Below are 13,197 nucleotides of genomic sequence, written 5' to 3' on the forward strand. Positions count from 1 at the left end.
CGGCACCGGCCGGCTGACCTGGGCAGAGAACTGTATGCGACGATTCTGGTTGTTGTTTGCGCAAACCGTGACCATCGCGTTGGCGCTGTATTTTGTGTACGGCGCGCTGCGCCCGGCCAGCCGGGTACAGCAACTGGGTTCTCCCGCCAAGCCGGTGCCCGTGGTGGAAACGGCGTCGAGCAGCCTGGCGCCCGGTTCCTACCGCGACGCGGCGGCGCGCGCCATGCCCGCCGTCGTCAACATCCTCACCCTGCAAGTGCCCAAGCGCGGCGCCCATCCGCTGGCGCGCGATCCCTTCTTCAAACGTTTCTTCGGCGACCGCGATCCGGACGACGGGGATGACGACGACTTGAAAAACAGTCTCGGCTCCGGTGTCATCGTCAGCCATGAAGGCTATGTGCTGACCAACAACCACGTGGTCGAAGGCGCCGACGAAATCGAAGTGGTGCTCACCGATGGCCGCAAGGCACCGGCCAAGGTGGTGGGCCTGGACCCGGAAACGGACCTGGCCGTCATCAAGATCGACCTCGACAAGCTGCCCGTCATCGTGCTGGGCCAGTCGGAACTGGCGCGCGTGGGCGACGTGGTGCTGGCCATCGGCAACCCCTTCGGCGTGGGCCAGACGGTGACCATGGGCATCATCTCCGCCCTGGGCCGCAACAACCTGCACATCAACAGCTTTGAAAACTTCATCCAGACGGATGCGGCCATCAACTTCGGCAACTCGGGCGGCGCCCTGGTCGACACGCGCGGCAATCTGATCGGCATCAATACGGCGATCTACTCGCAAAGCGGCGGCTCCGTCGGCATCGGCTTCGCCATTCCCGTCTCGACGGCCAAGACGGTGATGGAAGCCATCATCAAGGATGGCCACGTGGTGCGCGGCTGGATCGGCGTGGAGACGCAGGACATCACGCCCGAGCTGGCGCAAAGCTTCAACTTGCAGCGCACCAGCGGCGCCATCATCGCCGGCGTCGTGCGCAACGGCCCGGCCGACAAGGCGGGCATCGTGCCCGGCGACATCCTGCTGACGGTGCAAGGCAAGCCCGTGGGCGACACGACGGAAATGCTGAACCTGATCGCCCAACTGCCGCCCGGCGAAAAAGCTAAAATGACGGTGCTGCGCAAGAATCGCGAAGCGGCACTCGACGTGATGGTGGGCAAGCGCCCCATCCCGAAAGAGCTTTCCAAATAGTTGCTGATCGGAATTTGACACATGCATGTGCGTGATTTGACCCAATTTTTACGTGAACTGAGCGACAACAACAACCGTCCCTGGTTTGTGATGAACAAGCCCCGCTACGACATCCTGCGCGAGGAATTTCTCGCCCTGGTCACGAGCCTGATCGGTGAACTGGGCAAGTTCGACCCGGCCGTGAAATACTGCAATCCGAAGAAGGCGATGTTCCGCATCAACCGCGACGTGCGCTTTGCCCATGATAAAAGCCCGTATAAGACGCGTTTTTCGGCCGCCATCGCGCCGAACGACATGCGCCGTCCCAGCAAGGCGGGCGGTCCCACGTATTATCTGCAGATCGATGGCCAGGGCAACTTGCTGTTTGGCGCCGGCGAATACATGCCGCCGCCGGGCCGCCTGAAGGCGCTGCGCGAGCACATGGTCAACGATGCGCCAGGTTTTTCCAAAGTGCTGAAAAATAAGCGTTTGAAGGCCCGCTTCGGCACCATCCAGAACGAGGGCAAGCTGCAGCGCCCGCCCAAGGGTTTCGAGGCGGACGCCGAACATATCGAATTCATCAAGCTGAAAAGCTTTTTCGTCTGGACCGAAGTGCCGCTGCCCGTCAACGAGCCCGAGAAACTGTTGCCGACCCTGGCGGAAGGCTTGAAGGATGCGTGGCCGCTGGTCGAGTGGATGCGCGGCGCGAAAGAGCCGGAGGAAGTCGCCGAGTAATTGCCGAAGGAGCAGATGATGGCACTGGAGCACGCAAGTTCAGGACAGGTGATCGAGGTGCTGCGCAGGGACGGCGACGACCTGTCGCAGTTTTCCGCCATCGCGCTGGCCAAGACGGATGAGCTGGAATTGATCCGCATGTGCATGCCCAAGGGCAAGACCATGCCCGAGCATCATGTGCTCGGCGAGATCACCTTGCTGTGCCTGCAAGGCCAGGTGGCGGTGGAGGCGCATGGCGGCGTGCACCTGCTGGGGCCGGGGCAGATGCTGTACCTGCTCGGCGGCCAGGCGCACGCCCTGGAAGCGCGCGAAGACAGTCTGGTGCTGCTGACGATCTTGATGGCCAAGGCGGGGCGCTAGGTTTCCCTGGCGGGTCACACGTCGCCTTGGTCGCCTTAGGCCGCCTCGGCGCGCGGATCGCGCGACAGCAACTGCTGCACCATCACGTGCGGCAAATCCCCATCGAACAGCACGCCGGCCACCGCGTTGGTGATCGGCATGTCGACGCCCATGCGGCGCGCCAGTTCGCGCACGGCCTTGGCGCAGGGCACGCCTTCGGCCACGTGACCGAGTTCGGCCACGATGGTGTCGAGCGCCTTGCCTTGCGCCAGGCCCAGGCCGACCCTGCGGTTGCGCGACAGGTCGCCCGTGCACGTCAAAATCAAGTCGCCCATACCCGTCAGACCCATGAACGTTTCCGTCTGGCCACCCAGTGCCGTGCCCAGGCGCGTGATTTCCGCCAGGCCGCGCGTGATCAGCGCGGCGCGCGCATTCAAGCCCAGGCCCAGGCCGTCGGCCACGCCCGTGGCGATGGCCAGCACGTTCTTGACGGCGCCGCCCACTTCCACGCCCACCAGGTCGTCGCTCGCATACACGCGGATGGTGCCGCCATGCAAGGCCGAGACGACCTTGGCGCGCAAGGCGGGGCAGTGCGAGGCGATGGTCAGCGCGCACGGCAAGCCGCGCGCCACTTCCTGCGCGAACGAAGGGCCGGACAGGGCGCCGCCGGGGATAGTGTCACCCAGCACTTCCTGCACGATCTGGTGCGGCAGCATGCCCGTGCCGCCTTCAAAACCCTTGCAGAGCCAAACGAGGTTGCCGATGGCCTTGTCTTTCAGCTGATGCAGCATGGGCCGCAAGCCCGCCACGGGGCAGGCGGCGATCAGGAGGCCCTGTTCGCCAGCGGCGTGCGCGACGGCGGCGTCGAAATCGGCACCGATGCGCAGTTGCGGCGGCAAAGGGAAGCCCGGCAAATAACTGTTTTCGCCGCTGGCGGCCATGGCGGCCATGGCCTCGCCGTTGCGGCCCCACAGCAGCACATCGTGGCGGCCGGCCAGAGCCATGGCCACGGCCGTGCCCCAAGCGCCGGCGCCCAGGATGGTGATCTTGCGGGCGGCGGGAATGCTATCGGGAGTGACTTCGGGAGAAACTTGCATGCAACCTCAACGGGGCAGGGGGAAGGGACGCGGTGCTTACAGGCCCCACACTTCGCTGGTCTTGACGTAGCCGCTCTGGCCATCCTTGTGGCGCACCTTGACCCAGCCGGAGCTCGGCTGTTCGCTCATTTCCAGCAGCACGCCCTTGTCGACGAGGATGATGGGCGAGGCGGTGTCGTCGGGGCTGGCGCGAACCTTGAGGTTCGCGGCGCGCGCCACGACGTTGCGCTTGGCCGACAGGCCCTTGGCTTCCGTCCAGGCCATTTCGCCGCTGGCGTCGCGTACCTTGACCCATTCGCCGTAGCTGAGCACGACTTCCAGCGGCATGCCGCGTGGCGCCACGTACAGTTTGCCGCCCTTGGCGGACGGCGCGTCGTACAGGATCACGGGGGCGGCGCCCACCGTTTTGAAATCGACGGCGTGGCTGGCGGCGGTCGCCAGCAGCAGCACGGCGCCGGCCATCCAGCGGAACTTGCTCAAGAGCGCACTTTTCAACATGATATTTTTGAACCTTAACGAAACACGGCGGCCAGGCCGCCGTGTCAGGCCAGCCTTGACGGCCAGCGGGGTCTTGCAAAAGCTTAGTGCGTTTCGCTGGCTGCTGGTGCTGCTGCAGCGGCGTCAGCAATAGCTTGCAGACGTTGTTGGTAGAACACTTCGAAGTTGATCTCGGCCAGGTGCACTGGCGGGAAGCCGGCACGGGTGATCACGTCGGCGATGTTGGCGCGCAGGTAAGGGTAGATGATGTTCGGGCAGCCGATTCCCAGCAGCGGATCGAGTTGATCGGCAGGAATGTTGCGTGCTTCGAAGATACCGGCTTGCTTGCCTTCAACCAGGAAAGCAACTTTGTCGCCCACTTTGGCGGTGACGGTGATGGTCACGGTGGCTTCGAAAATGCCATCGGCCAGAGGCGCAGCGCCCACGTCCAGAGCCACTTCGATCGCTGGTGCTTCTTGTTCCAGGAAAATAGCTGGGGAATTTGGTTGTTCCAGCGACATGTCTTTCAGGTAGACGCGTTGGATTTGGAAGACTGGTTGCAGATTTTCGTCAGACATGGAACGCTTTCGTTGTAAGGGACAAGAACGGCACACCGTTCAAATATGGTGCTTGCGGTATTCAAAACCGCGCCGGGTAGGCGCGGCCAGATCAGGTGCGAGGGCAATTGTATCAAAACAATACGACAAAAAACCAAGCAATTTCTCGAACCCGCTTTATATCAGGCTGCCGTGCCGTTTAACAAGGGGTCGAGCTTGCCGGCTTGATCGAGCGCATACAAATCGTCGAATCCGCCCACGTGGGTGTCGCCCACATAGATTTGCGGGACCGTGCGGCGGCCCGTGCGTTCCATCATCTTGATGCGCTCTTCCGGGTCGAGGTCGACGCGGATCTTTTGCACGGCGACGCCCTTCGATTCCAGCAGGCGCTCGGCGCGCACGCAATACGGACACACGGCGGTGCTATAAACAATAACGGGTACGGTCATGATCATTCCTTCAGTTAAAAACACCGAACCAAACCTACTGCGCGTCGTGATTTGCGGTCTGCGATGCTCACTGTGCCTTCGCACAGTTGCGCTTCTCAACCACAACTCCCATCCGCTCGCTACGGTTTTGTCGGGTGTTGCAATACGGACTTATTTGGCCAGCGACAAGGTTTTCAATGGCAAACCTTGCTTTTTCCATTCGTCGAGGCCGCCTTCCAGACTCGTTGCCTCAGCGAAACCGGCGTTTGTCAGCAGGCCGACGGCGGTTGCCGAACGCGAACCTTTCTGGCAAACCACTACAATGGGGCGCGTTTTGAATTTTTCCAGCTCGCCCAGGCGTTTTGCCAGTTCCGGCAGCGGAATATTTTTTGCTTCAGGCAAGTGGCCCGTGGCGAATTCTTCCGCGCTGCGCACGTCGACGATGATGGTTTTGCCACGGTTGATCAGTTGCGTGACTTCCAGCACGGTCGCGCGCTTGCCGCGCATCGACAGCAGTGGCCAGAGGAGGGCGCCGCCGGAAATAATGACGATGGCAAACAGAAAAATGTGGTCGATAATGAATTTCACGTAGGGTCCAATGGTTTAAGTCAATCCGCGCATTATAAAATAGAAGCTGGACGAGGTCTTTTTACGTTTTGCTTTTTTGATTTGAACCCCTTGAGAAGATAGAACTATGTACAAAATCGTTTTCATGCGTCACGGCGAGTCCACCTGGAACCTCGATAACCGCTTCACCGGCTGGACCGACGTCGATCTGACGGAAAAGGGCGTCAACGAAGCCAAGGCCGCCGGCCAGATCCTCAAGCAGGAAGGTTTTACGTTCGACGTGGCCTACACTTCCGTTCTGAAGCGCGCCATCCGCACCCTGTGGCTGGCGCTCGACGAGATGGACATGATGTATTTGCCGATCAAGAACGACTGGCGCCTGAACGAGCGCCACTACGGCGCCCTGCAAGGCCTGGACAAGGGCGAGACGGCCGCCAAGTACGGCGACGAGCAAGTGCTCGTATGGCGCCGCAGCTACGACACGCCGCCGCCACCGCTGGCGGAAGACGACGACCGCGCCTCGTTCAACGATCCGCGCTACGCCGGCTTGCCGAAAGCGGCCATCCCGCTGACCGAATGCCTGAAAGATACCGTGGCGCGCGTGATGCCGGCCTGGGATGAAGAAATCGCCCCGGCCATCCGCGCTGGCAAGAAGATCATCATTTCAGCCCACGGCAACAGCCTGCGCGCGCTGATCAAGATGCTCGACGGCATCAGCGACAGCGACATCGTCGGCCTGAACATCCCGAACGGCCAGCCGCTCGTGTATGAACTGGACGCCGACCTGAAACCGATCCGTCATTACTACCTGGGCGACCCGGCAGCGATTGCGGCAGCCCAGGCTGCCGTGGCGAACCAAGGGAAGGCCAAGTAACTTGTCGTCTTTCTTCCGCGGCACAGCCATCGCCCCCTCTGCTGAACGACCCCTGCCGGCGTGGCGCGCCGGTGCCATGCTGTGCCTGGCGCTGCTGCTTTCCAGCGGTGCCGCGCAGGGCGCCAAGCCCACCGAACGCAGCAAGCAGAAGGCGGCCGCGGAAGCACAACGTGCTGGATTGCAACAAAAACTGACGGCGCTCAAGCGCGACATCAGCCTGACGGAAAGCGCCAAGGATGACGCGGCCGATACCCTGGCCGAGTCGGAAGAAGCCATTTCCAACGCCAACCGCGCCTTGCGCGACCTGGCGCGGGAGCAAAGCGAGACGGGCGTGAAACTCAATGCGCTGGGGCAAGAGCACCAGCAGTTGACGGCTACCGTCGAGAAACAAAAGACGCAGCTGTCGAAGTTGCTGCGTGAACAATATGTCGCCGGCAACGAAGACCGCATCAAGCTGCTCTTGTCGGGAGATAACCCCAACCGCATCAACCGCGACCTGCAATTGATGGCGTATGTGTCGCAGGCGCAGGCACGCCTGCTGGAAGCCTTGCGCGCCAACTTGCTGGCCGTGGAGAAAAACCAGGCGGACGTGCAAAACGCCAAGGATGAACTGGAAGAAATCGCGCAGGAAGAGCGCGACCAGAAAGCCCTGCTGGTGCAGGAGAAGGCGCGCCGCGCCGCCTTGCTGACGAGCTTGTCGCAACGCCTGGTGGCGCAGCGCAAGGAAGTGGGCAATGTCGAGCGCGACGAACAGCGCATGGGCAACCTGGTCGACAAGCTGGCGAAACTGATCGAAGAGCAGGCCGCCGCCGCCGCGGCCGAAAAGAAACGCCAGCAATTGCTGGCCGAGCAACGGGCCGCCGCGAAAGCGGCTGCTGACGCCAAGGCCGCGGCGGAAAAACGCGAACGCTTGCTGGCCGCGCGCGCCAAGGCGCAGGCGGAACGGGAGCGCATTGCCAAAGAGCAGCAGAATAAATCGGGCAAGATCAAGCCGCAAACGCCTGTGCCGCCCGTCAAGCTCGATCCTATCGACGACGACGAGCCGCCGCAAGTGGCCAAGGTGACACCGAAACCGGAACCGAAGCCGGAACCGGAGCCGGAACGCCCGAGCCTGGGCCCGGCCGCGCCGGCCGGCGCCTTTGCCAGCCTGAAAGGGCAGCTGCGCGCGCCCGTGGCCGGCAAGATCGCCGCCCGCTTTGGCAGCAAGCGCGGTGACGGCCCCAGCTGGAAGGGCGTGTTCATCCGCACGGGCGAGGGCAGCGAGATCCACGCCATCGCCGGCGGCCGTGTCGTGTTTTCCGACTGGCTGCGCGGTTTCGGCAATTTGATCATCGTCGACCATGGCGGCCAGTACATGAGTATTTATGGCAATAACCAATCCTTGCTGAAACGGGTGGGCGACGCCGTCAAGGGCGGCGAGACCATCGCCAGCGCGGGCAACAGCGGCGGCAACGAGGAATCAGGGCTATACTTTGAATTGCGTCATCAGGGCCGCGCCTTCGATCCAGCCACCTGGGTGAAGTTTTAAGTTCCCACCATTGCTGCGGCAGCGAATTTGTAGATTGCGAAGAATACATGGGTATCAAAGTCAAAAGTATCGGCCTGATCGGTCTGGGCGTACTGGCCGGCATCGGCATGTCGCTGCAGTTCCCGGCCGTGGCGCAGAAGATCACGAATGCCCCGCTGCCGCTCGACGAGCTGCGCCAGCTGTCCGACGTCTTTGGCCTGATCAAGTCCGATTACGTCGAGAAGGTGGAAGACAAGAAACTCTTGACGGAAGCCATTTCCGGCATGGTGTCGTCGCTGGACCCGCACTCCGTCTACCTCGATAAAAATGCCTTCAAGGAAATGCGCGAAAGCGTGCAGGGCAAGTTCGTCGGCATCGGCATCGAAGTGAGCATGGAAGACGGCTACGTGAAAGTCGTCTCGCCCATCGAGGACAGCCCGGCCGCCAAGGCCGGCATCCTGGCGGGCGACCTGATCACCCGCCTCGACAACATCCCGCTGAAAGGCTTGCAGCTGGAAGAAGTCATCAAGAAGATGCGCGGCCAGCCTGGCAGCAAGCTGGTGCTGACGATGTCGCGCAAGGGCGAAAGCAAGCCGCTGGTCTTCCCCATCGTGCGCGAGGAAATCCGCGTGCAAAGCGTGAAGGCCAAGATGGTCGCGCCCGGCTATGCCTGGCTGCGCATCGCCCAGTTCCAGGAACCGACCGTCGATGACATGGTCAAAAAGATCAACGCGCTGTATGCGCAAGACCCCAAGCTCAAGGGCCTGGTGCTGGATTTGCGCAACGATCCCGGTGGCGTCGTGCCGGGCGCCATCGGCGTGGCGACAGCATTCCTTCCGGGTAACTCCGTGATCGTCTCGACCAAGGGCCAGTTGCCCGAGTCGAAACAGGTGTTTTATGGCCGTCGCGAATTCTATGCGCCGCCGGGCGCCAAGGCCGACCCGCTGGCCAAGCTGCCGGCCGCGCTGAAAACCGTGCCGCTGGTGGTACTGGTCAATGCCGGTTCCGCGTCCGCCTCGGAAATCGTCGCCGGCGCCTTGCAGGATTACCAGCGCGCCACCGTCATCGGCACGCAGACCTTCGGCAAGGGTTCCGTGCAAACCTTGCGCCAGATCACGGCCGACACGGCCGTCAAGCTGACGACGGCCCGCTACTACACGCCGAAAGGCCGGGCCATCCAGGCGCGCGGCATCGTGCCCGACTTGCTGGTCGATGAAACGGCCGAAGGCGATGGCTGGAACAGCCTGCGCATCCGCGAGGCGGACCTGGAAAAGCACTTGAGCAGCAACGACGGCAAGCCGGAAGCGGCCAAGCCGACGATGGAAGGCATGCAGGATCAATTGGAAGAAGAGCAGCGCCTGATCGCCACGGCGAAAAAGCGCAAGCCGCTCGAATACGGGGCCAAGGACGATTTCCAGCTGCAACAAGCCTTGAACCATTTCCAGGGCTTGCCGGTGCAGCTGGCCAAGGTGGACGCCAAGGTCGACAAGATCGGCGCCAAGCCGGAAATCGCTTCCGACATCAAGGCCGATGACAAGAAGATTCCTGTGCGGAAGCCTTGATGCTTAACCCAATGCAAGTGCCGGGGCCGGACCCTGAGGGTCCGACCCCAGGGTGTGATCTGGGTTTGCGGTAGACGTAAAACCATGAACGACAATCAACTGCTGCGCTACTCGCGCCACATCCTGCTTGATCAGATCGGCATCGAAGGCCAGCAAGCCTTGCTCGATGCGCACGTGCTGGTGATCGGCGCGGGCGGGCTCGGCTCGCCGGCCGCCATGTACCTGGCCGCCAGCGGCGTCGGCAAGCTGACCCTCGTCGATGACGACACGGTCGATCTCACCAATCTGCAGCGCCAGATCGCCCACACGACGGCCCGCGTGGGCCAGCCGAAAGTGCTGTCGGCGCGCGAAACCCTGACCGGTATCAATCCCGAGATTGAAATAGTGGCCTTGCAGGAGCGCCTCGACGACGCGCGCCTGGCCGAACTGGTCTTGTCCGCCACGGTGGTGCTCGACTGCACCGACAACTTCGCCACGCGCCACGCCGTCAACCGCGCCTGCGTGGCGCACAGGGTGCCGCTGGTGTCGGGCGCCGTGATTCGTTTCGATGGGCAAGTGAGCGTGTTCGACCCGCGCACGGGCACGCAACCGTGCTATTCCTGCCTGTTTCCGCAGGAGCAGCAGTTCACGGACGAGGCCTGCTCGACCATGGGCGTGTTCGCGCCGCTGGTCGGCGTGGTCGGCGCCATGCAGGCGGCCGAAGCGCTGAAACTGATCATGGGTGCGGGCGAATCGCTGGCCGGGCGGCTGCTGCTGCTCGACGGCTTGCATATGGAATGGAACAGCATGCGCGTCGCGCGCGACCCCGGCTGCGCCGTTTGCGGCAAAGTGGTCTTGCCGGGCTGACAGCCCCCCGTACAAATTTTTCCCTATATGACAGGCTTTGTCATATTTCCGCTTTATACTCTGCTCTCATTACTCACCTTCTTCTCTCTTTCTTATGCAAAACGCAGCAAACCATCCGACACGCCAGCGCCGCGCGCGCGGCTTCACTTTGATCGAAATCATGGTCGTGGTGGTGATCATGGGCATCCTCGCGTCGCTGGTGGTGCCCAAGCTGATCGCCCGCACGGGCGAGTCGAAAGTGGCGGCGGCGAAAGTCGACATCGCCACCGTGATGCAAGCGCTGAAACTGTATCGCCTGGATAACCAGCGCTACCCGACCACCGAGCAGGGCTTGCAGGCGCTGATCGAAAAACCGACCACGGGACCGGCCGCGAATGGCTGGAAAGCGGGCGGCTACCTGGAAAAGATGCCGAAGGACCCATGGGGCAACCCGTACCAGTTCCTGTCGCCGGGCGTGAAGGGTGAAGTCGATATCATCTCGCTGGGCGCCGACGGCCAGCCTGGCGGTAGCGGCGACGACGCCGATATCGGTTCCTGGGAACTGTAAGTTTTCCATTGCATGCCTGTCATGAGCACCGGTCGCGCACTGCCCCGGCCACGCGCCAGCGGCTTCACGCTGATCGAATTGCTGGTGGTGATGGTCATCATCGGCGTCACCCTGGGCCTGGTCTCGCTGAACGCCATGCCGAATGGCCAGCAAGCGCTGCAGAAGGAAGCCGAGCGCATCGCGCTGCTGCTGCAGCTGGCGCGCGATGAAGCCATCGTGCGCAGCCGGCAGGTGGCGTTCGAGGCGGACGAAAATCAATACCGTTTCCTGGTCCTCAATGAAAAGCTGTGGCAACCCGTGACGCAGGACGATTTGCTGCGCGAGCGGGCGTTTGCCAACACGCCCATGCTGCTCAGCGTGCAGCCATCGAACAGCGTGGCCCAGCCGCTGCGCATCGTCTTCGGCCGCGAACCGGTCGACAAGCCTTTCGTGCTGACCCTGGCCAGCGGCGAGCGCAGCGTGGCCATCCGCGCCGACGGCATCGGCCACTTCACGGTCGAGCAATGATGCGGTTCTCATTGCGCCGCCATCAGCGCGGCTTCACTTTGCTGGAAGTCCTGGTCGCCCTCGTCATCGTCGGCACGGCCCTGGGCGCCTCCCTGCGCGCCGTGGGCAGCCTGACGCAAAACAGCGATGGCTTGCGCAGCGCCATGATGGCCACCTGGTCGGCGGAAAACCACCTGGTGCGATTACGCCTGGCCAAGACCTTCCCGCAGACGGGCAAGCGCACGGTCGACTGCCCCCAGGGCGACTTGAAACTGATCTGTGAAGAGGAAGTGGTGGCCACGCCGAATCCCCGCATCCGGCAAGTGCGCGTGAACGTGTATGACGCGCAATATCCGGCCCGGCGCATCGTGCGCCTGGTGTTATTGGCGTTCAACGACTGATGGCGCGCCGCACTGTCCCTGCCGGCGGTTTCACCCTGATCGAGCTGCTCGTGGCGATCGGCATCCTGGCCATGGTCGCCGTGCTGGGCTGGCGCGGCCTGGACAGCATCATGCGTTCGCGCGAAGTGCTGACCAGCCAGCTGGAGCAGGCGCGCGGCATGCAGCTGGCGTTTGCCCAGATGCAGAGCGATTGCGACCACCTGGCCGGCGCCGGCCTGAATACCAGCCTGCTCAATGGCCGCACCAATCTGACGGCCGAGACCGACCGCCTGACCCTGGTGCGCCTGGCCGCGTCGGAACAGGAGCCGCAGCAGTTGCAAGTGGTCACTTACCGCCTGCGCGGCGGCGTGCTGACGCGGCGCGAGTCGAACGGCACGCGCGACCTGGCCGTGCTCGACACGCTGTGGCAGGCGGCGCGCGACGATACCGATACCTCGAGCGCCGACGTGACCCTGATGCGCGGCGTCGACAGCATGGTCATGCGCGGCTGGAGCAATGGCGCCTGGAACGTGCTGACGGCGGGCGCCACCATCTCCACGCAAGTGCCGGGCCTGGAAGTGACCCTGCAGATGCCGGGCCAGGACGCGGGCTTGTCCAAAGTCTTTTTGCTGGGGCCGGGATGAAGCGTTTTTCCTCTCCCGTCCGCCAGCGCGGCGTGGCCGTCATCACGGCCTTGCTGCTGACGGCGTTGGCGATTACCGTCGTTGCCAGCCTGTTCTGGCAGCAGCAGGTGCAGGTGCGCTCGATGGAAAACCAGCGTTTGCGCCTGCAGACGCAGTGGGCCATGCGCGGCATGGTCGACTTCGCCCGCTTCTGGCTGCGCCAGGACAATGTCATGCTGACGGCGCTTGACGGCGTCTGGGCCACGCCCATCGAGGAAGCGCGGCTTGACGATTATGTGGACCGCGAAAAGGTCGACACGGAAAAATTCGACGCCACGGTGTCGGGCCGCGCGCTCGATGCGCAGGCGCGGTTTAACATTACCAACCTGGCCACCGCCACGGGCATCGTCAGCCAGCCCTATGTGCAGGCCTACCAGCGGCTGCTGTCCAACTTGCAGCTCGATAGTTCTTTGGCGCAGGCGACGGCCGATGCCGTGCTGCGCGCGCGGCCGAAACCACGCGCCGCCGACAGCGGCGCCGACGGCAAGACGCCCGCCGCCAAGCCCGCCACGGGCGGCAGCAGCGAACCGGTGGCGTTCACGCAGGTCGAGGATTTGCTGGCCGTCCCCGGCTATACGCCGCAGATGATCGAGAAACTGCGCGACTTCATCATCGTGCTGCCGAAAACGACCGCGGTGAACGTGAATACGGCGCCGGCCGAGGTGCTGTCCGCCGTTACCGACATGTCCGTGTCCGAGGCCAGCGCCCTGACCTTGAGCAACCCGCGTAAAAAGTTTGTCGATAGGCTAAATTTCCAGAATAATATCAACGGCAAGAAACCGATCGACGGCGTGGAGATCGATGTGAAAAGTCAGTACTTCCTCACCGTGATCCGCGTGCGCCTGGACCGCGCCGCGCTCGATGCGCAGGCACTGGTGTGGCGCGAGCCGAATCCGCAGCGCACCACCAGCCTGGTCTGGTTGCGGGAAAATTAACAG

General features: G+C 63.0%; 17 protein-coding genes. 12 read left to right on the forward strand and 5 right to left on the reverse strand.

The window, feature by feature from the left end; all coding sequences use genetic code 11:
• The first annotated feature begins 34 nt into the window (after positions 1–34).
• Genes BLU39_RS12900 through BLU39_RS12910 form a run of 3 tightly spaced genes read left to right on the forward strand, consistent with a single transcriptional unit; the run spans position 35 to position 2,269 of the window.
• The gene (locus BLU39_RS12900) at positions 35–1,195 is read left to right on the forward strand and encodes a Do family serine endopeptidase (protein ID WP_072455825.1); all 1,161 of its coding nucleotides are present in this window, start codon (positions 35–37) and stop codon (positions 1,193–1,195) included.
• 21 nt (positions 1,196–1,216) lie between these two features.
• Positions 1,217–1,909 (forward strand): DUF2461 domain-containing protein, encoded by a 693-nt coding sequence (locus BLU39_RS12905; RefSeq protein ID WP_092713516.1) that lies wholly within the window; start codon positions 1,217–1,219, stop codon positions 1,907–1,909.
• A 15-nt stretch (positions 1,910–1,924) separates the two neighbouring features.
• A complete protein-coding gene (locus BLU39_RS12910) occupies positions 1,925–2,269 on the forward strand; it encodes a cupin domain-containing protein (RefSeq protein WP_232731273.1) in 345 nt (114 codons plus the stop codon).
• Between the two features lie 35 nt (positions 2,270–2,304).
• Here the strand turns inward: BLU39_RS12910 and BLU39_RS12915 are convergent, their stop codons facing one another.
• From BLU39_RS12915 to BLU39_RS12935, 5 genes are all read right to left on the reverse strand, one after another.
• On the reverse strand, positions 2,305–3,345 hold the full coding sequence (locus BLU39_RS12915; RefSeq protein ID WP_092713518.1) for an NAD(P)H-dependent glycerol-3-phosphate dehydrogenase: 1,041 nt from the start codon (positions 3,343–3,345) through the stop codon (positions 2,305–2,307).
• A 36-nt stretch (positions 3,346–3,381) separates the two neighbouring features.
• Positions 3,382–3,843: an SH3 domain-containing protein gene (locus tag BLU39_RS12920; RefSeq protein ID WP_092713520.1), complete on the reverse strand. Its 462-nt coding sequence runs from the start codon at positions 3,841–3,843 to the stop codon at positions 3,382–3,384.
• 83 nt (positions 3,844–3,926) lie between these two features.
• Positions 3,927–4,400, reverse strand: coding sequence for a protein-export chaperone SecB (secB, locus tag BLU39_RS12925; RefSeq protein WP_010394167.1), 474 nt, complete (start codon positions 4,398–4,400; stop codon positions 3,927–3,929).
• Between the two features lie 161 nt (positions 4,401–4,561).
• Complete coding sequence (gene grxC, locus BLU39_RS12930) at positions 4,562–4,828, reverse strand: glutaredoxin 3 (protein ID WP_034753025.1); 267 nt, start codon at positions 4,826–4,828, stop codon at positions 4,562–4,564.
• A gap of 150 nt (positions 4,829–4,978) precedes the next feature.
• Complete coding sequence (locus BLU39_RS12935) at positions 4,979–5,395, reverse strand: rhodanese-like domain-containing protein (protein ID WP_092713522.1); 417 nt, start codon at positions 5,393–5,395, stop codon at positions 4,979–4,981.
• A 106-nt stretch (positions 5,396–5,501) separates the two neighbouring features.
• On the opposite strand from BLU39_RS12935, the gene gpmA reads away from it, so the two are divergent.
• The 9 genes from gpmA to gspK all read left to right on the forward strand — a co-directional run bounded on the left by gpmA (position 5,502) and on the right by gspK (position 13,194).
• Positions 5,502–6,248, forward strand: coding sequence for a 2,3-diphosphoglycerate-dependent phosphoglycerate mutase (gene gpmA / locus BLU39_RS12940; RefSeq protein ID WP_092713524.1), 747 nt, complete (start codon positions 5,502–5,504; stop codon positions 6,246–6,248).
• Between the two features lie 76 nt (positions 6,249–6,324).
• Positions 6,325–7,776, forward strand: coding sequence for a murein hydrolase activator EnvC family protein (locus BLU39_RS12945; protein ID WP_092713526.1), 1,452 nt, complete (start codon positions 6,325–6,327; stop codon positions 7,774–7,776).
• Between the two features lie 47 nt (positions 7,777–7,823).
• Entirely contained in the window at positions 7,824–9,317 is a 1,494-nt protein-coding gene (locus BLU39_RS12950) for a S41 family peptidase (RefSeq protein WP_092713528.1), read from the forward strand.
• Positions 9,318–9,401: 84 nt separating this feature from the next.
• Complete coding sequence (locus BLU39_RS12955) at positions 9,402–10,163, forward strand: HesA/MoeB/ThiF family protein (protein ID WP_092713530.1); 762 nt, start codon at positions 9,402–9,404, stop codon at positions 10,161–10,163.
• A 94-nt stretch (positions 10,164–10,257) separates the two neighbouring features.
• A complete protein-coding gene (gene gspG, locus BLU39_RS12960) occupies positions 10,258–10,710 on the forward strand; it encodes a type II secretion system major pseudopilin GspG (protein WP_092713532.1) in 453 nt (150 codons plus the stop codon).
• Positions 10,711–10,722: 12 nt separating this feature from the next.
• The gene (locus BLU39_RS12965) at positions 10,723–11,217 is read left to right on the forward strand and encodes a GspH/FimT family pseudopilin (RefSeq protein ID WP_092713534.1); all 495 of its coding nucleotides are present in this window, start codon (positions 10,723–10,725) and stop codon (positions 11,215–11,217) included.
• The gene (gspI, locus tag BLU39_RS12970; protein ID WP_223278962.1) at positions 11,214–11,597 is read left to right on the forward strand and encodes a type II secretion system minor pseudopilin GspI; all 384 of its coding nucleotides are present in this window, start codon (positions 11,214–11,216) and stop codon (positions 11,595–11,597) included. Before BLU39_RS12965 ends, gspI begins: the two co-directional genes overlap by 4 nt.
• A complete protein-coding gene (locus BLU39_RS12975) occupies positions 11,597–12,220 on the forward strand; it encodes a PulJ/GspJ family protein (protein ID WP_092713536.1) in 624 nt (207 codons plus the stop codon). Before gspI ends, BLU39_RS12975 begins: the two co-directional genes overlap by 1 nt.
• The gene (gene gspK, locus BLU39_RS12980; protein ID WP_092713538.1) at positions 12,217–13,194 is read left to right on the forward strand and encodes a type II secretion system minor pseudopilin GspK; all 978 of its coding nucleotides are present in this window, start codon (positions 12,217–12,219) and stop codon (positions 13,192–13,194) included. The genes BLU39_RS12975 and gspK overlap by 4 nt, the downstream gene beginning before the upstream one ends.
• Positions 13,195–13,197 lie beyond the last annotated feature (3 nt).

It is taken from the genome of Janthinobacterium sp. OK676 (assembly GCF_900103595.1).
In the GTDB taxonomy this organism is placed as follows: domain Bacteria; phylum Pseudomonadota; class Gammaproteobacteria; order Burkholderiales; family Burkholderiaceae_D; genus Janthinobacterium.